Annotated in this window: 25 protein-coding genes and 1 riboswitch; of the genes, 8 read left to right on the top strand and 17 right to left on the bottom strand. The window is 70.9% G+C overall.

Translation table 11 applies throughout. The features are described 5' to 3' along the window. Positions 1-17 precede the first annotated feature (17 nt). Positions 18-386 carry a VOC family protein gene (locus tag NOO62_RS35070; RefSeq protein WP_268774821.1) on the top strand — a complete coding sequence of 123 codons (369 nt, stop codon included), beginning with the start codon at positions 18-20 and terminating at the stop codon, positions 384-386. On the opposite strand, the gene NOO62_RS35065 is transcribed toward NOO62_RS35070, so the two are convergent. Both NOO62_RS35065 and NOO62_RS35060 read right to left on the bottom strand, forming a co-directional pair. Continuing rightward, positions 364-1,914: an MFS transporter gene (locus NOO62_RS35065; RefSeq protein WP_268774820.1), complete on the bottom strand. Its 1,551-nt coding sequence runs from the start codon at positions 1,912-1,914 to the stop codon at positions 364-366. The two genes, NOO62_RS35070 and NOO62_RS35065, sit on opposite strands and share 23 nt — an antisense overlap. After that, a complete protein-coding gene (locus NOO62_RS35060) occupies positions 1,911-2,708 on the bottom strand; it encodes a GntR family transcriptional regulator (RefSeq protein WP_268774819.1) in 798 nt (265 codons plus the stop codon). Before NOO62_RS35060 ends, NOO62_RS35065 begins: the two co-directional genes overlap by 4 nt. A gap of 452 nt (positions 2,709-3,160) precedes the next feature. On the opposite strand from NOO62_RS35060, the gene NOO62_RS35055 reads away from it, so the two are divergent. Then, complete coding sequence (locus tag NOO62_RS35055) at positions 3,161-4,576, top strand: amidohydrolase family protein (protein ID WP_414931036.1); 1,416 nt, start codon at positions 3,161-3,163, stop codon at positions 4,574-4,576. Between the two features lie 78 nt (positions 4,577-4,654). Here NOO62_RS35055 and NOO62_RS35050 read toward each other — a convergent pair whose 3' ends face one another. From NOO62_RS35050 to NOO62_RS35020, 7 genes are all read right to left on the bottom strand, one after another. Continuing rightward, positions 4,655-6,169, bottom strand: a complete 1,515-nt coding sequence (locus NOO62_RS35050; RefSeq protein ID WP_268774817.1) for an FG-GAP and VCBS repeat-containing protein — start codon at positions 6,167-6,169, stop codon at positions 4,655-4,657. A 175-nt stretch (positions 6,170-6,344) separates the two neighbouring features. Further along, the gene (locus NOO62_RS35045; RefSeq protein ID WP_268774816.1) at positions 6,345-6,653 is read right to left on the bottom strand and encodes a DUF3253 domain-containing protein; all 309 of its coding nucleotides are present in this window, start codon (positions 6,651-6,653) and stop codon (positions 6,345-6,347) included. Positions 6,654-6,680: 27 nt separating this feature from the next. Next, complete coding sequence (locus NOO62_RS35040) at positions 6,681-7,235, bottom strand: GNAT family N-acetyltransferase (RefSeq protein ID WP_268774815.1); 555 nt, start codon at positions 7,233-7,235, stop codon at positions 6,681-6,683. 45 nt (positions 7,236-7,280) lie between these two features. After that, positions 7,281-8,012, bottom strand: coding sequence for an SDR family NAD(P)-dependent oxidoreductase (locus NOO62_RS35035; protein WP_268774814.1), 732 nt, complete (start codon positions 8,010-8,012; stop codon positions 7,281-7,283). Between the two features lie 99 nt (positions 8,013-8,111). Further along, the gene (locus NOO62_RS35030; protein ID WP_268774813.1) at positions 8,112-8,405 is read right to left on the bottom strand and encodes a hypothetical protein; all 294 of its coding nucleotides are present in this window, start codon (positions 8,403-8,405) and stop codon (positions 8,112-8,114) included. A gap of 44 nt (positions 8,406-8,449) precedes the next feature. Beyond that, positions 8,450-8,559: riboswitch (SAM riboswitch) on the bottom strand. 22 nt (positions 8,560-8,581) lie between these two features. Next, positions 8,582-9,940, bottom strand: a complete 1,359-nt coding sequence (locus NOO62_RS35025; RefSeq protein ID WP_268774812.1) for a radical SAM protein — start codon at positions 9,938-9,940, stop codon at positions 8,582-8,584. Between the two features lie 127 nt (positions 9,941-10,067). Next, positions 10,068-11,063, bottom strand: a complete 996-nt coding sequence (locus NOO62_RS35020) for an XRE family transcriptional regulator (RefSeq protein ID WP_268774811.1) — start codon at positions 11,061-11,063, stop codon at positions 10,068-10,070. A gap of 290 nt (positions 11,064-11,353) precedes the next feature. Between NOO62_RS35020 and NOO62_RS35015 the strand changes: the two genes are divergently transcribed. Continuing rightward, a complete protein-coding gene (locus tag NOO62_RS35015; protein WP_268774810.1) occupies positions 11,354-11,749 on the top strand; it encodes a hypothetical protein in 396 nt (131 codons plus the stop codon). On the opposite strand, the gene NOO62_RS35010 is transcribed toward NOO62_RS35015, so the two are convergent. The 7 genes from NOO62_RS35010 to NOO62_RS34980 all read right to left on the bottom strand — a co-directional run bounded on the left by NOO62_RS35010 (position 11,718) and on the right by NOO62_RS34980 (position 19,359). Further along, positions 11,718-12,755 (bottom strand): Gfo/Idh/MocA family protein, encoded by a 1,038-nt coding sequence (locus NOO62_RS35010; protein WP_268774809.1) that lies wholly within the window; start codon positions 12,753-12,755, stop codon positions 11,718-11,720. The genes NOO62_RS35015 and NOO62_RS35010 overlap by 32 nt on opposite strands. Then, entirely contained in the window at positions 12,752-13,816 is a 1,065-nt protein-coding gene (locus NOO62_RS35005; protein WP_268774808.1) for a Gfo/Idh/MocA family protein, read from the bottom strand. The genes NOO62_RS35010 and NOO62_RS35005 overlap by 4 nt, the downstream gene beginning before the upstream one ends. Before the next feature lie 40 nt (positions 13,817-13,856). Beyond that, positions 13,857-14,720, bottom strand: coding sequence for a carbohydrate ABC transporter permease (locus NOO62_RS35000; protein ID WP_268774807.1), 864 nt, complete (start codon positions 14,718-14,720; stop codon positions 13,857-13,859). After that, the gene (locus NOO62_RS34995; protein ID WP_268774806.1) at positions 14,713-15,660 is read right to left on the bottom strand and encodes a carbohydrate ABC transporter permease; all 948 of its coding nucleotides are present in this window, start codon (positions 15,658-15,660) and stop codon (positions 14,713-14,715) included. The genes NOO62_RS35000 and NOO62_RS34995 overlap by 8 nt, the downstream gene beginning before the upstream one ends. After that, the gene (locus tag NOO62_RS34990) at positions 15,657-16,913 is read right to left on the bottom strand and encodes an ABC transporter substrate-binding protein (RefSeq protein ID WP_268774805.1); all 1,257 of its coding nucleotides are present in this window, start codon (positions 16,911-16,913) and stop codon (positions 15,657-15,659) included. The genes NOO62_RS34995 and NOO62_RS34990 overlap by 4 nt, the downstream gene beginning before the upstream one ends. A 66-nt stretch (positions 16,914-16,979) precedes the next feature. Then, on the bottom strand, positions 16,980-18,122 hold the full coding sequence (locus tag NOO62_RS34985; RefSeq protein ID WP_268774804.1) for an ROK family transcriptional regulator: 1,143 nt from the start codon (positions 18,120-18,122) through the stop codon (positions 16,980-16,982). Positions 18,123-18,258: 136 nt separating this feature from the next. After that, entirely contained in the window at positions 18,259-19,359 is a 1,101-nt protein-coding gene (locus NOO62_RS34980; RefSeq protein ID WP_268774803.1) for an amidinotransferase, read from the bottom strand. A gap of 315 nt (positions 19,360-19,674) precedes the next feature. On the opposite strand from NOO62_RS34980, the gene NOO62_RS34975 reads away from it, so the two are divergent. The 3 genes from NOO62_RS34975 to NOO62_RS34965 all read left to right on the top strand — a co-directional run bounded on the left by NOO62_RS34975 (position 19,675) and on the right by NOO62_RS34965 (position 22,907). After that, complete coding sequence (locus NOO62_RS34975) at positions 19,675-20,763, top strand: mechanosensitive ion channel family protein (protein WP_268774802.1); 1,089 nt, start codon at positions 19,675-19,677, stop codon at positions 20,761-20,763. Positions 20,764-20,843: 80 nt separating this feature from the next. After that, positions 20,844-21,770: a cation diffusion facilitator family transporter gene (locus NOO62_RS34970; RefSeq protein ID WP_268774801.1), complete on the top strand. Its 927-nt coding sequence runs from the start codon at positions 20,844-20,846 to the stop codon at positions 21,768-21,770. Positions 21,771-21,917: 147 nt separating this feature from the next. After that, positions 21,918-22,907 (top strand): esterase/lipase family protein, encoded by a 990-nt coding sequence (locus tag NOO62_RS34965; RefSeq protein ID WP_268774800.1) that lies wholly within the window; start codon positions 21,918-21,920, stop codon positions 22,905-22,907. A gap of 22 nt (positions 22,908-22,929) precedes the next feature. On the opposite strand, the gene NOO62_RS34960 is transcribed toward NOO62_RS34965, so the two are convergent. Further along, complete coding sequence (locus NOO62_RS34960; protein ID WP_268774799.1) at positions 22,930-24,306, bottom strand: phenylacetate--CoA ligase family protein; 1,377 nt, start codon at positions 24,304-24,306, stop codon at positions 22,930-22,932. A gap of 919 nt (positions 24,307-25,225) precedes the next feature. On the opposite strand from NOO62_RS34960, the gene NOO62_RS34955 reads away from it, so the two are divergent. Both NOO62_RS34955 and NOO62_RS34950 read left to right on the top strand, forming a co-directional pair. Continuing rightward, positions 25,226-26,041: a thioesterase II family protein gene (locus tag NOO62_RS34955; protein WP_268774798.1), complete on the top strand. Its 816-nt coding sequence runs from the start codon at positions 25,226-25,228 to the stop codon at positions 26,039-26,041. Next, positions 26,038-26,838: an AfsR/SARP family transcriptional regulator gene (locus tag NOO62_RS34950; protein WP_268774797.1), complete on the top strand. Its 801-nt coding sequence runs from the start codon at positions 26,038-26,040 to the stop codon at positions 26,836-26,838. The genes NOO62_RS34955 and NOO62_RS34950 overlap by 4 nt, the downstream gene beginning before the upstream one ends. The last annotated feature ends 28 nt before the right edge of the window (positions 26,839-26,866 follow it).

Below are 26,866 nucleotides of genomic sequence, written 5' to 3'. Positions count from 1 at the left end.
AGAGAAGGAGCTTCACCATGCCCGTCACCGGTCCCGACTTCATCTCGCTCCAGGCGCGCGACCTCGCGGCCTCCCAGGCTTTCTACGAGCAGTACCTCGGCGTCGTCCGCTCGCAGGCCGGGCCTCCGCACGCCGTCGTCTTCGAGACGGAGCCGATCGCGTTCGCACTCCGCGAGATCGTTCCCGGCACCGATCTCTCATCCGTCGCCCAGCCCGGCATCGGTGCCGCGATCTGGCTCCACGCCACCGGCGTCCAGGCCATTCACGACGCCCTCGTCGCCGACGGTCACACCATCGTGTCCGCGCCGGTCGACGGCCCCTTCGGCCGGACGTTCACCTTCGCCGACCCGGACGGCTATCACGTCACGCTTCACGACCGCGCCTGACCGGGTACCACGCGACGACCAGCGCGCCGACCGTCACCACCAGCACGGCCAGCACCCGCATGGCGGTGTCGAGGGCGGTGGTGAAGTCGGCGACGACTGCGTGCCGCAGATCGGCGGAGGCCAACTCATGTCCCGCCAACTCCTGTGCCGCCAGCGCCTGTTCCGCCGCCGGGACGGTCGTCGGCGCGTCGGGGCCGTGCAGCGGGGCCGGGAGGCCCGCGGTGAACACCTGGGTCACCACGCTGCCGCTGACCGCAACGCCCAGCGCGCTGCCCAGCTCCCGCGCCAGGCTCTGCAGCCCCGAGCCGACTCCGGCCCGGTGCGCGGGCAGCGCGGACATCATGCCGTGCGACAACAGCGGCGTCGCCAGGCCGCATCCGGCCGCGCTGAGCGTCGCCCCGAGCGCGTACAGGGGGTACGGCGTGCTCGGGCCGACCAGCGACACCGTGCCCAGACCGGCCGCCAGCACCGCGAGCCCCGACCCGAGTGTCAGCCGGGGGCCGACGCGCCGCTCCAGCGCCACCGCGCAGCGCGGCGCGAGCAGCAGCGCCCCCGCCATCGGGAGCAGCCGCACCCCCGCCCCGAGCGGCGAGTACCCCTTGGCGTACTGCAAGTACTGCCCGTTGACGTAGAACAGGCCGAACATCCCCAGGAACACCAGCGCCATGCCGACCGCGCCCGCCCGCACCACGGGCACGGCGAACAGCCGGGGGTCCAGCATCGGGTGCTCGTGCCGCAGCTCACGGACCGCCCAGGCCGCGAGCAGCACCACCGCCGCCGCGAACCCGGCCAGCACCCGCGCGCTGCCCCACCCGGCCTCGGGGCCGGACACGATGCCCGACAGGAGTGAGAGGAAGCCGGCCGTCAGCAGGCCCGCCGACACCACGGAGAGCGGGCGGTCGTGCCGCGGGGGCGCAGGGGAGAACGCCAGCACCAGGACGAGCGCCACCACGGACAGCGGCACCACGCACCAGAACAGCGCGCGCCACGAGCCGAGTTGCAACGCCGCGCCGCCGCCGACGTTGCCCAGCACGGCCGCCAGGCCCGTCATCGACGCCCACACCGCGACCAGCCGTGGCCGACGGTGGCTCGGCGCGCCGCCCACCATCAGGGCCAGCGTCGTCGGCAGCACCGCGGCGGCTCCCACACCGCTGACGACCCGGCCCGCGATCACCGTGCCGACGCCCGGCGCCACGGCGCACAGCACGCAGCCCGCGGTGAACAGGCCCATGCCGGCCGACAGCACCCGTTTGCGGCCCAACCGGTCGGCGAGTGCGCCGCCCGGGATGAGCAGGCAGGCGAAGAACACCACGTAGCCGTCGACCACCCACATCACCGACTCCGCCGACGGGTGCGGCGTGCTGCGCGACAGCGCGGGGACGGCGAGGTTCACGGCGGAGACCATGCCGACGACCAGGGTGACGCACAGGCACATCACTGCGACGGTCAACGGGCCGGGGACGGAGCCGGGGGCGGGGGCGGGGGCGGGAAGAGAGCCGGAGCCGGGGCCGCGTGTCTCGGACGTCATCGTGCGCCGCCTCCCGTCCGGACCAGCTCGGCCCGGAAGGCCAGTCGGTCGCCTCGGATGCGCAGGAACTCCAGGTCCACCGGACGCCCGTCGGGCAGCCTCGTCAGGCGTTCGACGGTGAACAGCGCCGAGCCTGCCGGGATGTCGAGCAGCGCGCACGTGTGCGGGTCGCCGCCGACCGCGTGCATGGTGACGCTCGCGGAACCGAGCCGGCCGCCGACGGACTGCTCGATGAGTCCGAACAGGTCCCGTCCCGCCAGGTCGGCCGTGAGCAGCGGCTCGCCGATGTCCGCGGCCAGGTAGGTCAGGTCGAGGGAGAGCGGTACGCCGTCCAGCAGCCGCAGGCGTTCGATGTGGACCACCCGTCCGCCGTCGGGGACGTTCAGCCTGCGCGCCACTTCGCCGGGCGGGCGCACCAGGTCGGCGACCCGCACCTGGTTGACCACCTCGCCGTGCGTGCCCAACGCTTCGGCGAGGCCGGTCAGCTGCTCCAGGGTGTGTTCGTAGGGCCTCCGTACGATCACCGTGCCGACGCCCTGGCGCCGCTCGACCACACCTTCGCCGCGCAGCACGCCCAGCGCCTCGCGAACGGTGTTGCGTGAGACCTCGAAGTCGGCGATCAGGGTCCGCTCGTCCGGCAGCATGCCCGACGCGAACGCCCCGGAGGCGATCTGACGGCGCAACACCTCGGCGACCTGCCGGGCCCGGTCCGCGCGGGTCCGCTGCGGGTTCTGCGGCATCGGCCGTATCGGCGGTGCCTGTTCGGTGGGCGGGGGGTTCACGGGGCCTGACATCCGTCGAAACTAGGGCGCCAACATTTCCGTGACGTTACGCCACCTGCCCTGACCTGCGATGACGGGCGTGGCCTGCGGTGGGCGGAGAGCGCGGACCCGTTACGCCACCTCCTCCGCCACCTCGGCCGCCGCCTCGGCCGCCGTCCCGAACCCCTCCTTCCCTTTCCGTTTGCCGAAACCCTTGTTCCGCCTGACGGACTCGCTTAAGGTCAGCCGCCCCGGCCCGGCCGCCCCGTGCGGCCGGGCTTTCCCTGTGCGAAACGCCGAAGGAGCGTGCGGTGGAGAACGAGTACGCGGACGAGGGCCGCGACATCGGAGTCGGCGGCGATGACAATGACGGTGCCAGTGCCGGTGCCGGTGCCGGTGCCAGGTCACGCGGCGTAGGACGTCGCGGTTTCGTCGTCGGGGCCGGGCTGGCGGGCACCGGCGGCCTTCTCGGTGCGACCGGCGCGATGCCTGCTGCCGCCGCCGAACGCGACCGGCACGACGGGCACGACAGCCACGGCACCTTCGGCCCCGACGACTTCCGCGCCCGGCAACTGCTGCTCGTACCCGACGTCGTCCTCCTCCCCGAAGGGCCCGTCAAGGACCGCGCGGTGCTCGTCCAGGACGGCACCTTCCGTGCCGTCGGACCGGTCCGCAAGCTCACCGACGCGCACCGCGACGCCAAGAAGGTGCGCCTCAAGGGCCACTTGCTCATGCCCGGCTTCGTGGACGCCCACCACCATCTGACGCAGAGCTTCGGCAAGGCCCAGGCGTTCGGGCAGCCTTCGGAGATCTTCAAGACCGTCTGGGAGCCACTGGAACACGCCCTGGACGAGGAGACCGCGCACCTCTCGGCGAAGCTCGCCGCCCTGGAGGCGCTGCGCGGCGGGTTCACCACCGCCGCCGACGCGGGCACCCGCGCGCCCGTCGACGTGGGCGTCATCGCCGAGGCCGCCGAGGAGGCCGGGCTGCGCTGCGTGCTGTCGAAGGTCGTCTCCAACGGCAAGGGAGGAGAGGAGCATCTGGAGCGGTTCCGGAGCTCACGGCTGATCCATCCCTCGCTGGCGATACCCGTCCCCGAGGACGCCACCGCGGACGTGCTGAAGAAGACCGCCGAGCTGTGCGCGGACGCCGACGCGGTCTTCCAGGTCCACGTCAACGAGCACCTGGCCTCCGTGGAGCGCTCCCTCAAGAGCGTGGGGCGGCGCCCGTTGTCGTACCTGCACCACATCGGCGCCCTCAACGCGCACACCCTCGGCTCCCACGCCACCCTGCTCACCCCCGACGAGATGCGCATGCTCGCCGACACCGGCGCCGCGGTCAGCTACAACCCGGTGGCCAGCGCCTGGAAGGGCAATGCCGTCGCGCACGCCCTGATGTGGCACGCCATGGGCATCCGCTTCGGCACCGGCACCGACGGCACCCGCGGCAACGGCTTCCGCCTGGTCGACGCAGCGGAGAGCGCCCAGCGGCTGTCCTACGGCCTGATGTCCGGCGACTCCGCGTGCGGCGTCGGCCGCGTGTGGCTCACCCACGCCACCTCGCTGAGCGCCGACGCCGTCGGACTCGGCAAGGTGACGGGCGAGATCGCCGTCGGCAAGGCGGCCGACTTCCTGCTCGTCGACCTCCGGGTGCCCGAGCTCACTCCGTCGTACGACCTGTCGTGGGAGCTGGTACGGATGGCCGACCGCGACCAGATCAGCGCGGTCTTCGTGGACGGCAGGCTGCGGCTGTGGCAGGGCTGGCCCACCGAATGGGACGGGCGTGCCCTGGTCCGCAAGGCCGCCGAGACGGGGCCCGAGGTCGTGCGGCGTGCCCGGATCCAGCGGGTGGACCCGGACCCGGACCGCACCGCACGCCGCCCGGGACGAGCACGCTCCTGAGAGCCTGTGTCATAACCCCGGCCGGGGTTATGACACAGGCTCTGAGCGACGACGCGGGGCCCGCAACCAGGGTCCCCCTCAGGGGATCACCGTTCCGGTGCCGTTGTCCCCGCTCAGGTTCAGGCCGAACAGCGCCTTCGGCGCCGGTGCCCCGATGTCCGTCGGGTTCTGCGCGGACGACTGCGACGCCGTCAGGCCTGCCGCGGCGCCGCGCAGCAGCCACACCGCTCCGCCGTTCTTGACGGCACCCAGGTCCTCGCCCGGCGCACCCGCGACGAGGTCCGCCCTGCCGTCACCGGTCACGTCGAGCAGCCGTACCGAACCGCCGAACACGTCGCCGGACTCCGCGGCACCCGGAACCCCCGCCGTGTCCTGGTGGAACGCCTGCGCGTCCTTGCCGGTGAGCCCGTCCTCGCCGCCCTTCAGCAGCACCACGGCGCCCGCCTTCGCCTTCGCGCCGATCGCCTCGCCGGGGACGCCGACGGCCAGGTCGGGGTATCCGTCGCCGTTCGCGTCACCCGTGCCGAGGCGGCCGCCGAACTGGTCGCCCTTCTCGCTCGCCCCGGGCACGCCCGCGGTGTCCTGCGTGATCGTCTGCGTACGGGACTGGCCGGGTCCTGACGACGAGCCGTAGTAGATCTTGACGGTTCCGGGGTCCTCCTCGGTGCCCTCGGTGTCGCCGTTCGGGAAGACCCGGGTGGCAAGGTCGGCGTTGCCGTCCCGGTCGAAGTCGGCGACGGCCGTGCTCGACGACGAGGCGAGGCGCTGCGGGACGGTGGACAGGCCCGTCCTGGTGCCGAGCCACAGCTTGCCGCCCTCGGCATGGTTCTCGTAGACGTAGAACGTCGCCAGGTCCTCGATGCCGTCGCCGTTGAAGTCGCCCGCGGCGGTCGAGTTGATGAAGTTGTCCGTGCTGTACACCTTCACCTGCTGCTCGCGGGCGGGGGCGCCGTCACGCCGGAAGGGGCCGTGGAGCACGTCGTGGTAGTCGCGGTCCTCGCCGTTCCCCATGAACAGGTCCGCGTGCCCGTCGCCGTCGAAATCGCCCGCGGTGATGTCCTCACCGACCTGCGCGTTCGCGGGTGCGGGGAGGCGCACGGCGTCCTGGCCCGAGATGCCGGTCTTCCGGCCCCACAGGACGGTCACCGATCCGCCGACGTTGTTCTCCGGCCGGTACTCGCGGCTCACCACCGCTAGATCGGTCAGGCCGTCGCCGTCCAGGTCGCGGGAGACCATCGCGTAGCCGAATCCCTGGTTGTCGCCGGGGGTGCCGGGCACACCGGGGCTGTTCTGGTCGATGACCGTGGTGCGGGCGGGGTCGAGGCCGTGCGCGGATCCGTACCTGATGGTGATGTAACCCGCCCAGGTGTGGCCGCCGACGGTCGCGCCGGGCGCGGCCACGGCGACGTCCTGGTGGCCGTCGCCGTCGAAGTCCTCCCGTACGGTGGCGGCGGCGTCCTTCGCGGACACGGGCCTCGCGGATGCGGTGCCCGCGAGGACCGGCACGCCGAGCGAACCGATCAGGGCCGCGGCCACGGCGGTCGAAGTGGCTCTCGAAGTGGCTGTCGACAGGGCGGGTCGGCGGATGCCCACGGTTCCTCCTTGGGTGCGCACGGGGTCGAACACGTGCACGCGGACGTGACTCACCTCGGAGACACGCGGAAACAGCCGATGGTTGTGCCCGACAGCCCGACAGCCCGACGGCCGGACAGCCCGAGAGCCCGACGGTCAGATGGCCGACGGCCCGGCACAGCGGGTGAACGGAGTCCTACCGGGTCCGGCGGATGCGGATCGGGCCGCGGGCGTCCGCCGGGTCGACCGGCTCACCGCCCTGCGTGATCTCCACCTTGCCGGCCTCGACCAGCTTCCGGGCCGCGCGGCGGGCGGGCTCCATCAGTGCGCGCCAACCGTCGTCGTCCCCTTCGTGGACCGCCCGTGCGGCGTCCGAGGGGCAGATCGTGGCGTCCGGGGCACGGCGGTCCAGCAACTCCAGGATGGTCTGCTCCAGGCGCCGCTCGGTCTTGCGCTGCGTCTCCCGCTCCGTGTCCCGCTTTGTGTCCCGCTCGCTCCGCGTCACCACACCAGTCTCGCACCTCGGCCCGTTCTACAAGGGACGGTCGTTGAGGATCTTCTGGAAGAGCCGGTGGTCGCGCCAGGCGCCGTTGATGAAGAGGAAGGACGGTGCGACTCCGTACTCCGCGAAGCCGCACTTCCTCAGCACGCGCTGCGACGCCGTGTTGTGCATCAGGGTGCCTGCCTCGACGCGGTGCAGGCCGAGTTGGGTGTCCGCCGTCGCGCAGGCGTGCCGTGCGGCGGCGGAGGCGAGGCCGCGGCCCACGTGCTCGGCGTCGATCCAGTAGCCGAGGTTTCCGCTGCGGGCCGGGCCGAGCACGATGTTCGAGACGGCCGCGTGGCCGACGATCTCGGCGCCGCTCACCAGGACCCAGTGCGCGGACCGGCCCGCCTGTCCGTCCGCCAGCTGTACGCGGACCCGCTCGGCCTGCCCCTCCGCGGTGTAGAAGGCGGCGGGACGGTCCGGGTCCCAGGGGCCGAGGTGGTCGCGGTTGCGCCGGTAGGCGCGGGCGAGTGCCTCCGCGTCGTCGAGCGCGACGGGCCGGATGAGGACGCCTGGCGCGAGGTCGACCGCTCCACTGATCATGTGCCAATCCTACGAGCGGTCGACCGAGGTTCCGAAGACAGGCCCTCAGCGTCCGCCCGCGACCCGCAGCACGGTGCCGGTGGCGTACGAGGCCTCGTCGGAGAGCAGCCAGGCGACGGCCGCGGCGATCTCGGAGGGTTGCCCGGAGCGCCCGAGGGGGATGCCCGCGGCGAGCTTCGCGGGGCGCTCGGGGTCGGCGTGGAACTCGGTCCAGATGACGCCGGGGGCGACGGCGTTGACCCGGATGCCGTCCCCGGCGACCTCCTTGGACAGGCCGACCGTCATCGTGTCGACGGCGCCCTTGGCGGCGGCGTAGTGGACGTACTCGCCGGGGGCACCGAGCGTCGCCGCGGCGGACGAGACGTTCACGATGGCGCCGCCGCCGTTGGCCTGCATGTCCCGCACCGCGCGCCGGGCGCAGAGCAGATAGCCGAGTACGTTCACTTCGAGCGCCCTGCGCATGCCCTCGGCGTCGGCGTCGGCGAGGGGCCCGACGGGGCCGCTCACCCCGGCGTTGTTGACCAGGCCGGTGACCGGGCCGAGCTGGGCGGCGGTGTCGAAGAGGCGGTCGACGTCGGACTCGTCGGCGGTGTCGACCTCGACGGTGATGCAGCGGCGACCTGCGGCGCGGACCGCGTCGGCGGCCTCATCGGCGGCGGCCGCGTTGGAGCGGTAGCCGATGACGACGTCGTGGCCCTCCTCGGCGAGACGGGCGCTGACAGCGGCGCCGATACCGCGGCTGCCGCCGGTGACGACGGTGACGGGGTGGTGCTGCACGGGGACCTCCGGCTGTGGGTGGCTGACTGTCGCGCCGCCCGGACGCGGGGACCGCCCGCGCCCGGATCACGCCGTCATCCTACGAACCGGTGATCTTGGTCAGCGGCGAGGGGCTTCGTGGCCCGTCCCGGCCGCCACGCCGACCAGCGTGGCGCCCGCCGTGTCGCTCCGCAGCCTCAGCACGTTGCGGTGGGGGTGCCACTGGGCGAGGCCCTTGTGGTCGCGCAGCAGGCGGCGCAGGTGCCGCGGGTCGCGCGTCCACAGGGCCTCGGGGACGCCCCGGGTCGGGCCGAGCACGTGCAGCGCGATGCGGCCGTCGTCCGCGACGTCGTACGAGGACAGGAGCACGTCGACCGAGGTGTCACGGGTGTCGTGCGCGGGAGAATGCGTCATGGGGTGCCTCCGGAGTCGTGGACCCCGGGTCTCGCCGGCCCGGTGATCCGCCGTTCCCCGTGCGCGTCGCACGGGGCGGGTCGTCACCCGGGGCACCCGCGACGGAGCGGGGTGCCGTCCAGCGAGCCGGGGCTTGACACTGGAACTCGTGACCCGCCCCGACCGTAACACTTCCCCTAGTGGGAGGTCGCGGGAGTAATCGCGTCCTCCGGAGCGGCCTTCTCCGCGGGCAGGCTGTCCATGAAGGAGCTGACCGAGAAGACCGCGTTGCCGGGGCCCGCGGGGCCGTAGCCGGGGGGCGAGCTGAGGCCGTTGGCCTCCATCGTCGCGCGGTAGGCCTCAAGGAGCCGCACGTGGTACTCCAGCGGCGCGCCCTGCGGGTTCGCCTTGCCGAGCGGCGTCGTGGGCTCCGGGCACCAGGTGGTGAAGCGGGGCGTGATGCCGCGCGACATGAAGTACTGCAGGCCCTCCACGGTGGAGTCGATGGCCTCGTCGACCGTCTTGAAGCCGAACGGCTCGGCCATCTCGACGCCCGCGACGAAGTTCGGGATCACGTTGCGCGGCCCGAACACCTCCGCGGAGTCCAGGATGCGGCGGTGCCACTCGTCGCGGCCGACGTAGCGCTCCTTGCCGGGGCAGTACCGCTCGAACAGGTACGGGTCCCAGACCTCGTAGTTCGGGTGGTAGATCCGCACTCCGTAGTCGTGGAAGCGCTGCACGTCCTCCTTGGGCAGCGCCTGGGCGACGACCTTGCCGATCCAGCGGCCCGGGAAGCGCTCCTCGATGGCCTTCGCGTACTGCCCGTAGAAGTCGGCCTCGTCCTTGCCCTGGAGCTGCGTGGTGATGGCGCCGCCGGTCAGCGTGTACGCGGTGGACGACTTGTTCGTGTCGTACTTGTCGATGATGGCGAGGGCTTCGAGGACCTCGTCCATCGGCTTCACGCCGGTGTAGGGACGACCCGCAGCCTTCTGCTGGCGCCAGTTGTGGTTGATGTCGCAGTACTGGCACTCCTCCTTGGCGCCGAAGTACTGGCAGACCCGGAAGACCGTCAGGTAGATGAGGTAGCCCCACTGGATGGTGGGCGCCACCTCCATCACCGACTTGCCGTTCTCCAGCGTGTGCCGGTAGTAGTCCGGCATCGGGGGCAGGCCGACGTCGGAGATCCGCGCCCCGTCCAGGTACAGGCCGAGCACGCCGTTGTCGTCGGCGGCGACCCGGTAGGGCGAGGACGGGTTCACGCGCACCGAGACGACGGTGCGGCGCAGGTCGTACGGGCCGCCGGTGAGGACGATCTCCTCCGGCGGGCGGCGCAGGGCGGCGGCGCCGAGTTCGGGGAGCGTCCCGTGGTCGAAGGAGAAGATGAAGTACGACTTCGGCTTGACCTCCCCGCCCTCGTTGTCGCTGAGCGCCGACTCGTCGAAGGCGATGCCGCCACGCAGCAGATCCTCCTTGATCACGGCTTCCCGCGGCACGTGCGGGAACCGCTCCATGAGTGACTCGATGAGCTGGGTACGGCTCTCGCTGCGGCTTGGCATGGGCCGGGCACCTCGGATCCTGTTCGGTCGATCTGTCCAGTCCACGCTAATACCCGCCCGATCCGTTCCGGATCCGACTCCGGTCTCAGTGCGTCTGTGCCGGAGGTCTATGCTGCGGCGCCCCCCGTCAAGGCGGCGGGATCACTTCGATCCCGAACTCCTGGTCGGCGGCGCCGGAGCAGCGGCCCTGGACGACCTCCGTACCGGCTTCGACGTCCTGGTCGCGCAGGCTCAGACACCGGCCGGTGCTGACGGGACGGAGGCGGAAGTGCTTCGCGACCGCCGGGCCGAAGGAGCTGACGCGGAACTGCTGGGCCCGGTTGCCGTCGGCACAGTCCTCACGGGGTTCGAGCAGATCGCGGCCCGGCCCCTTCGACAGGACCGTCAGGCAGCCGATGCCGTACTTCGGGTGATGCCACTGGATCTGTACGACGTCCTTGCCCACGGGTTCGAGGAACACGCGGGGCCGGGCCGCCTTCGTACAGGGGTGCTGGGCGGCGACGGCGGTCTTGTAGCGGCCGGTGCGGTCCTTTCCTTCGGTGACGCAGAACTCCGGGCTTCTGGCGGGGTGAATCCGCGCCCAGCTGCCCACGGCCGGAATCCGCACGCCGGTCACCGGCATCGCGGACGGGGTGACCGGCGGCGCGGAAGCGTCGTCGAAGAGGCTGCCGGCGCCGAGCGTGCCGAAGATCCCGAGGCCCGCCCCGACGACGAGACCGGCGGTCCTGCGCCACCACGGCACCCGTACCGGCGGCGGGGCGACGGCATCCCCGCTGTCGCCGTCGTCACGGTCACCGCTCGGCGCGCGGTCGTCGGTGGCGAGTCGGCGACGGGCCCCGAGCCACTGGAGTACGTCGTCGTCGCCGAGGCCGCACGCCCGGGTGAAGGCCTCGACGAACCGTTCCCGGGGCAGGGTGATCCGGCCGAGGGTCGTCGCGATCGTGCTGGCGGGCAGGGTGTCGCCGTGTGCGGTCGCCTTGCTCTCCAGCTGACGGTAGGTCAGTCCCGACCAGGTCCGCAGCGCGCGGAGTGCCACGGCGAACTCGGCCGGGGTACCGGCGCTCGCGGGCTGCGGCGCCCCGGCCGACCGCTCTGCCAGGGACCCTTCGTCCCGGCTCGTCACGGCACCAGTCCCGTTCGGACGTGTTCGGAACGCGCCGCGTACGGGTCCGAACACGTCCGAACGCCGTACGGCCTTGTCGGCGCGGTGGGCAGCGTGCAGCGTTGCCCTCGTTCCACTCCGAGCGTCGGCTCCCCCATCACCACACGCCGACCCGCCACTCGCCGCCCCCTCAGACGTATGAGCCCAGTCGGCGTCAACTTACGCATGGCTGCTTCCGGGCGGCAGGTTCACATCAAGTCATTGTTCGTCCGGCAACGACGTTCGTCCGACAACGATCCCCAAGGAGCATCATGCGTACTCGCACATGGTTCGCCGGTCTCGCGGCGGGAGCCGCCTTGCTGGCAGGCGGTTCGGTCACGACAGCACAGGCGGCCCCCTCCGTCGACACCGGCGGCGGGGAACCGCCCAACTGGACCCCCAGTGGGACCCAGAGCTGTTCCTCTCACTCCCATCGCGACGTCGACCCCGGCGGCGGGCAGACGGTCAGCACACAGACCCTGCGCCGCAGCGGCCCCCACAACACCTGTGGCAGCAATCAGGTCCACAGCACGGCGGTCGACTATCACTGCTACACCTTCAACGAGTCCAACAACGGCTGGACCTATGTGACGGTGCGCGCCACGGGCGCCCAGGGCTGGGTGTACGACGGGAACCTCACGAACGGCGGCAGCAACGAGCCGTGCTGATCCTGACCGGGACTCCACTGCGGGCCGACGCGTAGCCGGCCTCCACCACGCGCAGAGTGCGCAGGCCGCCCTCGCCGTCCGCGACGGTCATCGCGCCTTCGGCCGCGCCGTACAGGAAGGTGCGCAGCATCAGCTCGTCCAGGTCGGCGCCGAAGGGCACCTCGGTGCCGTGCCCCCTGCGCTCGCTGAAGCCGTGCACCTTCTGGTCGAAGGCATCCATCTCCAGGGTGGCCCGCTCCCCCACGACGGTGAGTTCGAGGCCGCCCCAGGAGTGGTGGGAGCGGGGGTGCGACCAGCTGCAGTCGATGGTGGCGACGGCGCCGTTGGAGTACGTCACGCTGACCAGGCCGCTGGTCTCGGCGGCGACCTCGTCGGCGTACAGGAGGTTGTTGGTCTGCGCGTACACCTCGACCGGCCCGGCGTCCTCGAAGAGGTCGTCGAGCAGGTCGGCGATGTGCACGGTGTGGTCCATGAGGGCGCCGCCGCCGGAGAGCGCGGGCTCGGCGAACCAGCGGCGGGCGCGGGTCGGCATGCCGCCGTTGTTCGCGCCGGACACGGTGAGGACCCGGCCCGCGTCGCCCGCCGCGACGGCGGCCTTCACGGCCGCGTAGGCCGGGCTGAACCGGACCGGGTAGGCGACCGCGAGCCGCACGCCCGCGGCCCGGCAGGCGGCGACCATCGCCTCGCCGTCCTCGACCGTGGCGGCGAGCGGCTTCTCGCACAGGACGGGCACGCCGTGCGCGGCGGCGCGTTCGACGAGGGGCCGGTGCCGGGCGTTCTCGGAGCAGACGATCACCGCGTCGGGGCCCCAGGCGAAGGCTTCGTCGTACGTGTCGGCGTACGGGACTCGCGCCGCGTCGGCGACCGCGCGGCCCCGTACCTCGCCGGGCGCCGCGAGGTCCGTGTCGGGGTCGCTGCCGAGGACGTCGATGCCGGGCATGCGGGAGAGCAGGCGCAGGTAGGTCGCCGCGTGGACGTGGGCGAACGACAGGACGGCGACCTTCATCGCATGGCCTCCTCGGTGTCGGTGACGGCATGCGTCGAACGGCTCTCGGTCAGCTCGACGACGCGGCCGGTGCGGCTGGACTCCACGGCGGCCTCGGCGATCCGCACGGCCTCTATGCCGTCGCGGGTGCTCACCCTCGGTTCGGGCCCGCCGTCCTGCCAGGTCGCGGCGAACTCTCGGAGTTCGGTGAGGAAGGGGCTCTCGGTCATGGGGCTGGTGGGGATGCCTTCGTTGGCGGCGCGCACGCCTTGGGCGGTGATGCGGAAGCCGGGTACGGCGGTGGAGTCGTGGTGCAGGAGGCCGTCGGCTCCCGCGACGCGGAACGTCGTACGGAACGGCTGGTCGGGCAGGCCCCACAGGCCGTTGATGTGGCTGACGGCGCCCGATGCGTGGGTGAGGACGGCCGACGCGGTGACGACCTCGGGCGGAGTGCCGGTGGCGTGTTCGACGCCGCGGGTCCTCGCGTGCACGCGGACGACGTCGCCCGCGAGCCACCGGGCGATGTCGATGTCGTGCACCATCAGGTCCATGATGACGCCGCCGGACTTGGCGGGGTCGCCGAACCAGGGCGCCCACTGGGGCCTCGCGCCGCCGCGCGTGAAGCGCAGCACGGCGAGTTCGCCGAGGTCGCCGCGGGCCACGGCCTGCCGCAGGGCTGCGTACGCGGGGAAGTAGCGCACCACGTGGGCGGGGTGGAGGCGGACGCCCGCCGCGTCGGCGGCGGCCCCGATCTCCTCGGCGTCGCGGACGGTGAGGGCGAGGGGCTTCTCGCAGACGACGTGGCGGCCCGCGGCTACGGCGGCGAGGGCCAGGTCCTTGTGGGTGGGGGTGGGGGTGCAGATGTCGACGGCGCTCGCTTCGGCCAGAAGGGTGTCGAGGTGGTCGACGGCCCGGACGTCGTGCCCGCGCTCGGCGTACTCGGACGCGAGTTTGTCCGCGGAGCCGTCGACGGTGTACACGCTCACCCGGGCGCCCAGTGCCAGCCAGCCGGGCAGATGGGCGCGGGCGATGCCGCCGGCGCCGAGCAGGCCGATGTGAAGCGATCGCAGGGGGCCTCGCATGGGGGGATGCTGCCTTTCCGTTGAGGACAGGACGGGGGGATCAGTTCTTGGAGCCGGAGAGGGCGACGCTCTGGACGAAGTGCCGTTGGAGGAAGAGGTAGACGACGAGCATCGGCAGACTCGCGATCAGCGAACCGGCCATCATCACCGGGTAGTTGGTCTCGTACTGGCCCTCCAGGGAGGTCAGCCCCGCGCTGATCGGCATCTTCTCCGGGTCGGTGTTGACGATCAGCGGCCACAGCAGGTCGTTCCAGGACCACATGGCGGTGATGACGGCGAGGGCGGCCAGCGCGGGCCGGATCAGCGGCAGCATGATCGACCAGAAGATGCGGAAGGAGCCCGCGCCGTCGATGCGCGCGGCCTCCTCCAGCTCCCTGGGCAGCGTGAGGAAGAACTGGCGGAGCATGAACGTGCCGAAGGCGCTGAACATGCCGGGCAGGAAGAGCGCGGGCGCGGAGTTGAGCAGCCCGAGGGACTGGATGATGTCGTACTGCGGCAGGACGAGCAGGGAACTCGGCACCATCAGGACGGACAGGAAGAGCGCGAACAAAACGTTGCGGCCCCGGAACTGCATGCGCGCGAACGCGTAGGCGGCGAGCGAGCAGAACACGAGCTGGCCGACGGTGCGCCCGACGGTGTTGAGCAGGCTGTTGGTGAGCATTTCGCGGAACGGCAGCGCGGTGAAGACCTCTTCGAAACTGTCCCAGTTCCAGTCCTTTGGCAGGAACGTGGGCGGCACCTGTGAGGTTTCCGCGAGGGTCTTGAGCGCGGTGAGCAGCTGCCACAGGAACGGGAAGACCATCACGAGGGCACCGAAGGAGAGCACGGCGTGGGTGGCGACGGACCCGGAATTGAAGCGTTTCCGAGTGGTCGGGGTGGCATGCGTGCCGGACGTGTCAGGCATAGTGCACCCACCTCTTCTGGATACGGAACTGGAGATACGTCAGGGCCGCGATGACCAGCATCAGCAGGAAGGCGAGTGCGGCGGCGGCGCCCTGCGCGTTCTCGATGAACGCCCATTTGTAGAAGAGGCCGACGATGGACTGCGTATCGCCGATCGCGGGGTTCTTCTCGGCCATCATGATGTAGATGAGGTCGAAGGTCTGCAGGGAATTGATCATGCAGATGACGGAGGCGAAGAAGATGGTCGGGCTGAGCAGCGGGAGCGTGATGGTGAGGAACCGGCGCAGCGGCCCCGCGCCGTCGAGTTCCGCGGCTTCGTAGTAGTCCTGCGGTATGCCTTTGACGCCCGCCATGAAGATGACGAGGTAGTAGCCGGTGGTGGACCAGACCATCACCGTGCCGATCGCGTAGACGGCGGTGGACGGGTCGGAGACCCAGTAGTTCCGGTCGACGCCGAACCAGCTCAGGATTTCGTTGATGAGCCCGAAGTCACCGTTGTAGAGCCAGTTCCAGACGAGTCCGACGGCGACGGGCAGCGTCACGAACGGGATGAAGTACAGGGCGCGGTATACGGATACGCCGCGCAGTCCGCGTCGGTTCAGGAGCGACGCGACGACGATGGCGACGGGCAGTGCCAGCAGCCCGATGACGCAGTAGATGAGTGTGTTGCCGAGGGCCTGCCAGACGGTGACGTCCTTGATGACGCGTATGTAGTTGTCGGTGCCTATGAAGGTGTGGCCGCCGAACGCGCCGAATTCGGTGAAGCTGAAGTACAGGGTCTGAAGGAGCGGCCAGAAGTAGAAGACGGCGAAGCCCAGGCCGAGCGGTGCGATGAACCAGTAGGCGGACCGCTGGTTGCGGGGACCGGGGCGCGCGCCGGAGGCGGAGGTCCGGCTGCGCGCGGCCGCCTTCGCGGCGGCCGTCGCGGGGAAGATGCTCATGAGTCGCGTTCCTCCTTCAGGGCCCGGTCCATCTGCTCGCCCAGCGTGCGGGCGGCGCTCTCGATGCCACCCTTGCCGCTGAACGCGGCGCCGAGCAGCGGGTATTGGAGGTTCTCCCAGACGGCGGTGTTCTTGGAGCTCGGATAGGGAACCGCGTACTCCTGCATTTCGAGGAAGTGCTCGAGGTCGAATTCGGGCATCGACTTGAGCCAGGCGTCCTGCGTCCCCTCGTACGAGGAGATGGTGACGCCTGCCCTGGCCTGGATCTCGGCGGCCTCACGGCCCGCCATGAAGTGCACGAATTTCCAGGCGGCCGCTTTCTTGTCGCTCTTGGCGGAGACGACGTTCGCGAGGCCGTGGATGATGGTGGCCCTGCGCTTGCCCTTGGGCAGGACGGCGATGCCGCCGTGGTCCTTGAGTGCGGGCACGGCGTACATCTGTCCAGCCATCGCGGAGAGGTCGTAGTTCATGGCGACCTTCTCCGACCAGTAGCGCACGCGCCCGACGGACTCGACCATCGCGCTCTGCGGGGGTGACCAGCCCCGGTCGATCATGTCGGTCAGGAAGCGCATGCCGTCGATGGACCGTTCGTCGCCGAAGCCCGAGCGGCCGTTCTCCAGGACGTGGCCGTCGGCCCCGCAGATGGCCGGGTAGATCTTGATCTGCCGGTCCATCTCGGCGGCGAAGCCGTGCACCCGCCGGCTCGGGTCGGTGAGTTCGGCGGCGGCGTCGCGCACGTCGTCCCAGGTCCAGCTCGCGTCCGGGTACGTGATGCCCGCCTTGTCGAAGAGCTGCTTGTTGTACCAGAGGCCGATGGTGTCGAAGTCCTTCGGCAGCCCGTACTGCGTGCCTTGGTAGGAGTAGAGCTTCACCAGGGCTTTCGGGTGGCGGTCCACGGGGGTGGCGTCGGCCTTGATGTGCCCGGAGAGCGGTTCGAGGACGCCGTTGGCCGCGTACAGCTGGAAGTTGACGGCGTTCATCCAGAACACGTCGGGTGCGGTGCCGCCGCGCATGGACGTCTTCAGGGTCGTCCAGTAACTCGCCCAGGGCGTCAGCTGGATCCGCACGGATATCTGCGGGTTCCGTTTCCGGAACGCGGCGATGATCTTCTCCATGCCCGGCAGCTGCGCCGGGTCCCACATGCCGTACGAGAGCGTGGTCCTGCCACCGCTGTCGGTGCCGCCACCCCCTCCGGAGCAGGCGGCGAGCAAGGGGGCCGCCACCGCCCCGCCGAGCAGAGTCCTTCTGCGCATGTGCGCCTTCGCCTCCCGATGAGTCGCCGGACGCCCCACGGCCCCGCCCGCACGGGCGGCAGGCCGTTACGACGCCTTGTCCGTGAGCAGGTCCTCCTCCACCCGGTCGAGCGCCTTGCGCACGGCGCCGATGGCCACGCCCCGCTCGCCGAGCGTGCTCAGAGCGATGCGCGGGACGTGCAGGGTCATGGGCTGCAGCCGCTCCTCGAGCAGCGGCAGCAGATGGCGGCCGACGGGGGTCGCTCCGCCGGTCAGCACGATCAGTTCCGGGTCGACGGCGAGCGCGAGCGCCGCGATACCCGGGGCGAGGCGGTCGGCGAAGCCCGCGACGGCGGCCAGCGCCCGCGGGTCCGCGCCGTCGGCCGCGCGGGCCAGCGCGGCGACCTCGGACTCGCCGGGGCGCCGCCCGTCGGAACCCTCGGGCCACTTCAGGGCTTCCTGCGCGGTGCTCATGCCGAGCAGGGGCAGCATGCCGAGTTCGCCCGCGCCGCCGCGCCCGCCCCGGTGCAGCCGCCCGCCGATGGTGAGGCTGCACGAGACGCGGTGCCCGGTCAGGACGCAGACGACGTCGTCCGCGAGGGTGGCGGCGCCCTGCCAGCGCTCGGCGAGCACCGCGAGGTTCACGTCGTTCTCGACGAGGGTGTGGCCCGGTCCGCCGTCCTGGAGCAGCCGTCCGAGGTCGACGCCGGACCATTCGGGCACCACGACGGAGGTCACGACGCCGCTCGTGTCGACGACGCCCGGCACGCCCACGCAGCGGGCGAGGACGGCGGCTCGGCGCGGGACGTGGGCGTCGAGGAAGGTCTCCGTGGTGTGGCGCAGCAGGTCGAGGCGGGCGCTGCCGCCGAGCTCCGGGTCGATGTCGCCTCGGTGGGCGGCCAGGACGGTGCCGCCCAGGTCGGCGAGGAGCAGCACCATTTTGTGCAGGCCTATGTCGGCGCCGAGGACGTGTCCGGCTTCGGTGCGGAAGCGGAAGCGGCGTGCGGGGCGGCCCGGCGCGCGCTCCCCCGTCTCCGCCGCGGACTCGCCGACGAGTCCCCGTTCGGCGAGTTCCTCGACGGCTGCTTCGACGGTGGGTCGGGAGAGGCCGGTGCTCGCGGCGAGTTCGGCGAGGGTGCGCGGGCTGCGGTGGTGCAGGGCGCGCAGCACGACGGTGGTGTTCAGCCGCCGCAGGGCGATCAGATCGTGCCCCCGAGCCGCGTTTCGCATCAGTCTTCACCCCGGGCCCGTGCGGCGGCAGCCCGGTTGACGGGCCACGACGTCCGACGCCGCACGGAATTAGGGAGGAGATTTGCATAACTGTCGCGCCGGGGGAACCCCTCCGGCAACGATCCGCCGGTCGAAGTCAGTCGACGTACGTTTCGAGCGTGCCGCGTCGCCGGACGTCGAGGGTCGCGCAGTGGAACGAGCCGCCGAACGGTGCGTAGTGGAGCAGGTCGCACGGGATCGGCTCGAACCCCCACGCTTCGAGCGCGCGCAGCATGCCGGTGTGGTGCCGCTCCGCGATGACCCGCTTCTCGTCGATCATCAGCACGTTCATGCTGAGCCACTTGCCGCACAGCGAGGTCATCTTCAGCAGCCGATCGTCGATCGGATCGGGCTCCGGGGCGACCAGGACGTCCCATGAGCCGAGCACGTCGGGGAGGCGGTCGACATCGACGTACTCGGGATTGACGAGCACCTTGCCGGGTGCGAGCAGGACGAACGTGGTGTCGATGTGCATGGGCGTACGGCAGCGGCTCTCGATCTCGTGGATGCGGTACTCCGGGCCGAGATGGCGGCGCAGCCATTCGATGCCCATCAGGTTGGTGACGTTGCTGCGCGTCACGAACAGGTCGCGGCCCGCGCGCATGAAGTCCGCGGCGTCGAAGACCGGTTCGAACTCGGTGAGGACGTAGCGCATGGGCTCGCCGTCCTCCGGGGGGCGGAAGTCCTTCTCGAACAGCGCGTCGGTCAGCTGTGGCTTCGGCGCGGACGTCCAGCGCGCGCCGCGCCGGAAGTAGTCCTTGAGGAGTTCGCGGTAGGAGTGCGTCTCGAAGTACCGGCACGGCCAGGCCATCGGCGTCTCGATGATCTCGTCGCCGACGACGAGCATGCCGTCCCGCGGGCAGGTGTTGCAGAAGCCGCGTGACTCCCAGTCAGGGGTGGCGAAGCGGTGCTTGTGCTCGACGGCGGCCGGGCGGGTGACGGTGACGCCGAGGGACTCCAGGAGCGCGACGAATCGGTCGAGTTCGTCCTGTGCCGGTTCGAGCAGGCGCTTCGGGTACGTGTGGCCCGCGGCGAGGCCTTGCAGGCGTGCCGCCCAGGGCGGGATGTTGCAGGCCACGACGGGGTGACTGGACGGGATGGTCGCGCCGTCGAGGCGGCCGACGACGACTTCCTCCAGCGGGTCCCACTCGTTGTGCGAACTGACGGGCGATACGAGCGTTTTGTGCACTTGCGCCATGCCCAATGCTCTACCACGCGTGGCCCGCGCCACTCGACAGACGTGGCCGATCTGTGAAGATCCAGGTAGGGGTACGCGCGCCTGCTGTGCCCGGATGGGGCAGGATGACGTCCGCGCCGGGCGGAGCTCGCGGAGGCAGTTGTCGTAGCTCCCGCCCCTGGCGTGACCGCACTCCCCGAATCGAGCAGGTACCCACGTGACGACACATCACATACGCAGCACACAGGCGCGTATGCAGGCGCACTCCCCCCGTACGACCCGTACGACCCGTATGAGCCGTGCAACCCGTACGACCCGTACGACGGGAGTGACCCGATGACCCGTGCGCTCACCCTGCACGACTGGATCGTGGCCGGCATCGCGGTGGCCGCGGGCGTCGTGGCCGGACTGCTGCTGCGCGCGCTCCTGCGGTGGCTGGGCGAGCGGGCCAGCCGGACGCGGTGGAGCGGCGACGACGTCATCGTCGACGCCCTGCGCACCCTCGTCCCCTGCGCGGCCATCACCGCCGGACTCGCCGCCGCGGCGGGCGCGCTGCCCCTCACGCCGCGCACCGGGCGCAACGTGACGACGGCACTCACCGCGCTGCTCATCGTGGCGGGCACGCTGACGGCGGCCCGGATCGTCACCGGCCTGGTCAGGAGCGTGGCGCAGTCCCGCTCCGGGGTGGCCGGGTCGGCCACCATCTTCGTGAACATCACGCGGGTCGTCGTACTCGCGATGGGCTTCCTCGTCGTCCTGCAGACCCTCGGCATCTCCATAGCGCCGCTGCTCACGGCGCTCGGCGTCGGCGGTCTCGCGGTCGCCCTCGCCCTTCAGGACACGCTCGCCAACCTCTTCGCGGGCGTGCACATCCTCGCGGCGAAGACCGTGCAGCCGGGTGACTACATCCAGCTCAGCAGCGGCGAGGAGGGGTACGTCGTCGACATCAACTGGCGCAACACGACGGTGCGCCAGCTCTCCAACAACCTCGTCATCATCCCCAACGCCAAGCTGGCGAGCACCAACATGACGAACTACAGCCGCCCCGAGCAGGAGCTGTCGATCACGGTGCAGGTCGGGGTGAGCTACGACAGTGACCTGGAGCAGGTCGAGAAGGTCACGACCGAGGTCGTGGACGAGGTGATGACCGACATCACGGGTGCGGTGCCCGACCACGAGGCGGCCATCCGCTTCCACACCTTCGGCGACTCGCGGATCAGCTTCACGGTGATCCTCGGCGTCGGGGAGTTCAGCGACCAGTACCGCATCAAGCACGAGTTCATCAAGCGCCTGCATCAGCGCTACCGCGCGGAGGGCATCCGGGTGCCCGCTCCGGCGCGCACGGTCACGGTTCAGCAGGGGGAGCTGCCGCCGCCGCTGGGGATTCCGCATCAACGGGACGGGTCCATGTCGACGCTGCACTGACCGGCCGTACGGATCCGCGGTGGGCCGAGTGGCCGACCGCTCGGTGGCGGGCCGCCGGGCCCCGTGTTCCACTCGCGGGCATGGGGCACGACCACGGTCCGTCCGCGGCGACGGCGGGCGGCACGCTCAGCGGCACGTACCGCGGCCGCCTGCTGTGGACCATCGGCATCAGCGCGTCGATCACCGTCATCCAGGTGGTCGGCGCCCTGCTGTCCGGCAGCCTCGCGCTGCTCGCCGACGCGGCGCACAGCCTGACCGACGCGGTCGGCGTGTCGCTCGCGCTCGGCGCGATCACCCTCGCCCAGCGCGCGCCGACACCGCGGCGCACGTTCGGCTTCTACCGCGTGGAGATCTTCTCCGCGGTCCTGAACGCGCTCCTCCTCGTCGCCATCTTCGTCTGGGTCCTGTGGTCGGCGATCGGCCGGTTCAGCGAACCGGTGGAGGTCAAGGGCGGCCTGATGTTCGTGGTCGCGGTGGGCGGGCTCCTCGCGAACCTGGTGGGTTTGTGGCTGCTGCGGGACGCCAAGGACAAGAGCCTCAACCTCCGGGGCGCGTATCTGGAGGTGCTCGGGGACGCGCTCGGCTCGGTCGCGGTGATCGTGGGCGGCCTCGTCATCCTCCTGACCGGCCGGCAGGCCGCCGACCCCATCGCCTCGATCGTCATCGGCCTGCTGATCGTGCCGCGCGCGTACGGGCTGCTGCGGGACTCCGTGCACGTCCTGCTGGAGGCGACCCCGCAGGACGTCGACCTCGACGAGGTGCGGCGACACCTGCTGGCGGAGCGGGGCGTGCTCGCCGTACACGACCTGCACGGCTGGACCGTCACCTCCGGGATGCCGGTGCTCACGGCGCACGTGGTGGTGACGGACGCGGCGCTGTCCGACGGGTACGGGGAGCTGCTCGGGCGGTTGCAGCGGTGCGTCGGGGGTCACTTCGACGTGGCGCACTCGACGCTGCAGCTGGAGCCGGAGGGACACAAGGAGGAGGGCGGGGCGCTGCATACGTGACGCACGCCGATGCCGGTGCCGTCCTCAGAGTCACCTCAACTCACGTTGCCCTTGGGGGCGTTGCGCACCCCGTGACGGTTGACGTTCGTGTGACCGCGTTTCAGGATGGAGGGCTCGCCCCCACCCCCCGCGGAGGTCACAGTGCGCTTGTCCTCATGGGTCGGTGGCCTCGCGGCCACCGTGCTCGCCCTGACCGTTCTCCCCCTCTCCGCCGCCCGCGCGGACACCGCCGAGCCCTCGCCGCCGCTGGAGATCCCCGCCGCCGAGCTCACCGAGGCCCTGCACTGCGGGACAGATCTGGGCGACCTGCGCGAGGCCAGTGACAAGCCGACCGTCCTCTTCGTTCCAGGCACCGGGCTCAAGGGCGAGGAGAACTACGCCTGGAACTACATGGCCGAGCTCAAGAAAAAGGGCTACCAGTCCTGTTGGGTGGACTCCCCCGGGCGCGGGCTCAGGGACATGCAGGAGTCCGTCGAGTACGTGGTGTACGCGACGCGCGCCATCCACGAGGCCACCGGCCGCAAGGTCGACCTCGTCGGGCACAGCCAGGGCGGGCTCCTGACGGCCTGGGCCCTGCGGTTCTGGCCGGATCTGCCGGAGCGGGTGGACGACATGGTCACGTTGGGCTCGCCGTTCCAGGGGACCCGGCTCGCCAGTGTCTGCCGGCCGATCGGCGAGGTCGCGGGCTGCCCGGCGTCGGTGTTGCAGTTCGCCCGTGACTCGAACTGGTCGAAGGCTCTCGGCGCCGACGGCACGCCGATGCCGGCCGGCCCCTCGTACACCACCGTCTTCTCCTACGCCGACGAGTCCGTGGTCGCCGACGGGCAGCCCCCGTCGCTGCCGTCCGCGCACCGCATCGGCGTCCAGGACATCTGCCCGGGGCGCCCGTGGCCGACGCACATCGCCATGGTCGTGGACCAGGTCAGCTACGACCTCGTAGCCGACGCGGTCGACCACCCCGGGCCCGCCGACGCCGCCCGCGTCGACCGCGCGCACTGCGTCAAGCCGATCATGCCGCTCAACAGCGAGGAGGCCGTCAACGCGCTGCCCGGCCTGCTGAACTACCCGATCGAGCTGCTGATCCACAGTCAGCCGTGGGTGAAGGAGGAGCCCGCGCTGCGCGAGTACGCGCGCTAGGGACTCTTCCGCCCCACTTCTCTCACACCGGCAGCGGAATGACCGTCCGGTACTTCCCGCCCGACGCCTGCTTCGGCGGCTCCTCCGCCCGCTCCACCGTGACGTTGTCCAGCTTGTTGTCGGCGAGCAGGTGGGTCAGGCCGTCGTGCGCCTTGCGCCACACGTGGTCCGCGTCGGCGCCGGGCGCCTTGACCATGCGTACCCGCAGTGTGGCCGGAGCGGTCTGCTCGATCTGGAAGAGCTCGACGCCCGGCATGCGGTCGAACAGGCTGCTGAAGGCCAGGGGGGTGAGCCGGACGTCGTGGTCGCCGCGGCCGGATGGGAAGGTGAGGATGTCACCGGCCCGGCCCTGGACGCGGATCGCCGGGGACGACGTGCCGCACGGGCAGGGGTCGGGGCGCAGCATGACGCTGTCGCCGAGGTCGTAGCGGAGGAAGGGCTGTACGCGGTTGGCGAGGTTGGAGATCAGGACCGTGTGCGAGAACTCGCCCGGCGGGGTGGGCCGGTGGTCCTCGTCGACGGGTTCGAGCACGGCCCAGTCGTCGTTGACGTGGTACCAGCCCTCGGCGCAGCCGTGGCTAAGGTAGGTGCACTCCGTCGCGCTGTACATCGTGCGCACCTTGGCGCCGAAGGCCCGCGCGATGCGGTCGGTGTCGCTGTCGGTCATCGTCTCGCCCGCGGGTTCGACCAGCACCGGGTCGATGTGCAGTCGGCCCGCCTCCTGTTCGGCGGTGAGCAGCATGATCGTACTCGCGTAGCCGATGACGAAGGCCGGTCGGTACTCGTTGAGTTGGGCGACCAGGTGTGACAGCGGTTCGTGCACGGAGAACGCCCGGAGCAGCTTGCTGCGGCCGCCGCCCTCCTGGGCCATGCGGGAGTATCCGGCGAAGCCCACGTAGTGCCCCTCGGTGGCGACGAGTTGGGCGAAGCGGCCGCCGTGGACCACGGCCCGGGCGATGCCGAGCGGACCGAGCCAGGAGGCGAGCACCCGGGAGGAGACGGCGGAGGACACGTTCATGTACCGGTCGTCGAGCACGAACAGGCCGCGCCTGCCGCTGGTCCCCGAGGTGGTGGCGACCAAATACCGGCCGAGGAAGCGGCGGCCGATCAGGCCGGGATCGTCGGTGAACGCGCGGACCTTGTCGAAGGTGATGTCCCGGTCGGTCGCCCAGTCGTCGAAGCGGTCCATCAGTTTCTTCTTGTCGGTGACCGGCAGCAGCGTCGGGTCGTCGACCCGCTCGGGCAGACCGCGGTAGAGCTCGCGGTAGTACGGCGACGCGGAGCGGGCGCAGGCCACCAGGTCCGCCAGTCGGTCGCCTCGACGCCGCGCGACCGCGGCCGCGCCCTGCTTGCGGGCCTTGCGGATGTCCCGCGTCAGCCACGCCATGCTCTCGCTCATCGTCCTGTGCTCCTTCGGTGGCAGCTCCGGCCCGCGGCCGGCTTGCCGGGGGGCAGCGGGCACCCATGCCACGACCTTCGCGGATGGGCCGCCGGACAGCACACCTTGAACAAGGCATAGTCACCCCAAAAGGTGACAACCCCGCCCCGCGGAGCTCGCGGTGGCCCGATGGTGACCCCGGAGCCCGCGGCGGCCCGCAAGTGCCCCCGTACTGATCGTGTGGCCAACTGCCGCCGGTTCACACGGGGCTGGTTCCGGCCACGCGGCACTCCTTCTTCGGCCCCGTCACCTCCCCCGCATCGGTGCCCCCACATGGGACGCGGGCGCTTCGAGGGCCCGGCTCAAGACCCGTCCCGACCGGTCCAGGCGGCAAGAAAACAACAAGCCAGAATCGGGGCACCGGTCTTTGGGCGCGGGTGTCCGGCAGGGGAAACCGACTGTTTCCTTTATATGGCGAGAAGGGGAAGGAATAGCGCAGGCCAGGGACGGTCGGAGGAGTCAAACCAATAGAGCGTAATGTTCCCGCAAAGGTTGTCGCGGCGTCGGTCGAGCTCGGTTCCAGGAGAGCTCCACCGGATCCGGAGCAGGGTCGGCGTCGACGCGCCCTGCAAGCCCACCGCTCTGACCTGCCACTATGTCCGATCCGACGTGCGTACGTCCGCATATGCCGACACCCCACGCCGAGCGAGGTCAGGGCTTTACCCGGTACGTCGTTAAGCATTCATATTGAAATTTACCCTAATCTTGCGGCCGGTGATTTGATCAAGCAAGTATCACTGCATAAAGCATGGGGAATGTCTCATTCCGCCCTGGTGCCGGTATATCGACGTTGCCCTTTAAACTTTGAGCTGTGCATGATCAGGAGCGGCTGTGCTATGCGGCGACACCGTTGTCAGCGCTCCTGGCGAAGGGATTGATCTTGCCTGTCTCCCCCCCACCCCATACATCGGACCCATGGATACGTCGTTTCCGGCCCCGGCCTGAAGCCGACGTACGCCTCGTCTGCTTCCCCCACGCGGGCGGCTCGGCCTCCTACTTCCACCCCCTCGCGCAATCCCCCACCCTGTTGCCCGACACCGAGGTCCTCGCGGTGCAGTACCCGGGACGGCAGGACCGGCGCAGAGAGCGGCTCCTGGACGGCGTCCCGGAGCTGGCCGACCTGATCACCGAGGCACTCGCCGCGTTCGACGACGACCGTCCGCTGGCGTTCTTCGGACACAGCATGGGCGCGGTGCTCGCCTTCGAGGTCGCCCAGCGGCTGCGGGAGGGCGCGGGCGGCGAACCCCGCGCGCTGTTCGTCTCGGGCCGCCGGGCCCCGTCCCTCTACCGGCGCGGCACCGTACACCTCCTGAACGACGCCGACCTGGTCGGTGAGCTGCGCAGGGCCGGAGGCACGGACCCGCGGTTCCTGGACGACGAGGAACTGCTCGCGGAGATCATCCCGGTCGTCCGCAACGACTACCGGGCGGTCGAGCTGTACCAGTGGACGCCGACGTCCCCGCTGAGCTGCCCCATCACCGCTCTGGTGGGCGACCGGGACCCGCAGGCCCCGGTCGCGGACGTGGAGGCCTGGCGGCAGCACACGGACGGGCCGTTCGACCTCAACGTCTTCTCCGGCGGGCACTTCTATCTCAACACGCACCAGCGGGGCGTCGCGGACGTCATCACCGAGGGCCTCAAGGCCCTCGCGGGCAGCGCGCAATGGCCCGCAACGGCAAGGGGGAATGCTCGGTGAGGTACGAGATGCTGGGCCCGCTCCGGATCAAGGACGGCACCGACTACGCCACCATCAACGCGCAGAAAGTGGAGATCGTCCTCACGGTCCTCCTCATCCGCGCCGACCAACTGGTCTCCCTGGAACAGCTGATGCGGGAGATCTGGGGCGAGGACCTGCCCCGGCGCGCCACCGCGGGGCTACACGTGTACATTTCCCAGCTCCGCAAGTTCCTGAAGACGCCGGGCGCGGCAGGCAACCCGGTCGAGACGCGCGCGCCGGGCTACGTCCTGCACAAGAGCCCCGAGGACCGGATCGACGCCCAGGACTTCCCCGAACTGGTCGACTCGGGAAGGACGTTGCTCCGCGAGAAGCGCTACGACGAGGCGGCTTCCTGTTTCGGGCAGGCGCTCGCTCTCTGGCGCGGCCCGATCCTCGGACAGGGCGGAAACGGTCCGGCCTCCAACGGCCCCATCCTCGACGGGTTCTCGACCTGGCTGACCGAGATCCGCCTGGAGTGCCAGGAGATGCTGGTCGAGTGCCAGCTCCAGCTCGGCCGTCACCGGGAGGCCGTGGGCATGCTGTACGCCCTCACCGCCGAGAACCCGATGTGCGAGGCGTTCTACCGCCAGCTCATGCTGGCGCTCTACCGCTCCGAGCGGCAGGCGGACGCGCTGAAGGTGTACCAGTCGGTGCGCAAGACGCTCAACGACGAGCTGGGGCTCGAACCCGGGCGCCCGCTGCAGGACCTGCAACGGGCGATCCTCTCCGGTGACATGCACCTGATGAGCCTACCGCTCGCGCTGTCCGGCCACTGACGGGGCGAGTGCGCCCGGCGGGTCGTAC

It is taken from the genome of Streptomyces sp. Je 1-369 (genome assembly GCF_026810505.1).
Lineage (GTDB): Bacteria > Actinomycetota > Actinomycetes > Streptomycetales > Streptomycetaceae > Streptomyces.
Note: the sequence above shows the minus strand (reverse complement) of the source record. Positions and strands in the feature narration are given on the sequence as shown.

Bases quoted from the DNA above. Each gene is read 5' to 3' on its own strand.
- NOO62_RS35070 (WP_268774821.1), top strand. From the start codon at position 18: ATGCCCGTCACCGGTCCCGACTTCATCTCGCTCCAGGCGCGCGACCTC.
- NOO62_RS35065 (WP_268774820.1), bottom strand. From the start codon at position 1,914: ATGACGTCCGAGACACGCGGCCCCGGCTCCGGCTCTCTTCCCGCCCCC.
- NOO62_RS35060 (WP_268774819.1), bottom strand. From the start codon at position 2,708: ATGTCAGGCCCCGTGAACCCCCCGCCCACCGAACAGGCACCGCCGATA.
- NOO62_RS35055 (WP_414931036.1), top strand. From the start codon at position 3,161: ATGCCTGCTGCCGCCGCCGAACGCGACCGGCACGACGGGCACGACAGC.
- NOO62_RS35040 (WP_268774815.1), bottom strand. From the start codon at position 7,235: ATGATCAGTGGAGCGGTCGACCTCGCGCCAGGCGTCCTCATCCGGCCC.
- NOO62_RS35030 (WP_268774813.1), bottom strand. From the start codon at position 8,405: ATGACGCATTCTCCCGCGCACGACACCCGTGACACCTCGGTCGACGTG.
- NOO62_RS35025 (WP_268774812.1), bottom strand. From the start codon at position 9,940: ATGCCAAGCCGCAGCGAGAGCCGTACCCAGCTCATCGAGTCACTCATG.
- NOO62_RS35015 (WP_268774810.1), top strand. From the start codon at position 11,354: ATGCGTACTCGCACATGGTTCGCCGGTCTCGCGGCGGGAGCCGCCTTG.
- NOO62_RS35010 (WP_268774809.1), bottom strand. From the start codon at position 12,755: ATGAAGGTCGCCGTCCTGTCGTTCGCCCACGTCCACGCGGCGACCTAC.
- NOO62_RS35005 (WP_268774808.1), bottom strand. From the start codon at position 13,816: ATGCGAGGCCCCCTGCGATCGCTTCACATCGGCCTGCTCGGCGCCGGC.
- NOO62_RS35000 (WP_268774807.1), bottom strand. From the start codon at position 14,720: ATGCCTGACACGTCCGGCACGCATGCCACCCCGACCACTCGGAAACGC.
- NOO62_RS34995 (WP_268774806.1), bottom strand. From the start codon at position 15,660: ATGAGCATCTTCCCCGCGACGGCCGCCGCGAAGGCGGCCGCGCGCAGC.
- NOO62_RS34990 (WP_268774805.1), bottom strand. From the start codon at position 16,913: ATGCGCAGAAGGACTCTGCTCGGCGGGGCGGTGGCGGCCCCCTTGCTC.
- NOO62_RS34985 (WP_268774804.1), bottom strand. From the start codon at position 18,122: ATGCGAAACGCGGCTCGGGGGCACGATCTGATCGCCCTGCGGCGGCTG.
- NOO62_RS34980 (WP_268774803.1), bottom strand. From the start codon at position 19,359: ATGGCGCAAGTGCACAAAACGCTCGTATCGCCCGTCAGTTCGCACAAC.
- NOO62_RS34975 (WP_268774802.1), top strand. From the start codon at position 19,675: ATGACCCGTGCGCTCACCCTGCACGACTGGATCGTGGCCGGCATCGCG.
- NOO62_RS34970 (WP_268774801.1), top strand. From the start codon at position 20,844: ATGGGGCACGACCACGGTCCGTCCGCGGCGACGGCGGGCGGCACGCTC.
- NOO62_RS34960 (WP_268774799.1), bottom strand. From the start codon at position 24,306: ATGAGCGAGAGCATGGCGTGGCTGACGCGGGACATCCGCAAGGCCCGC.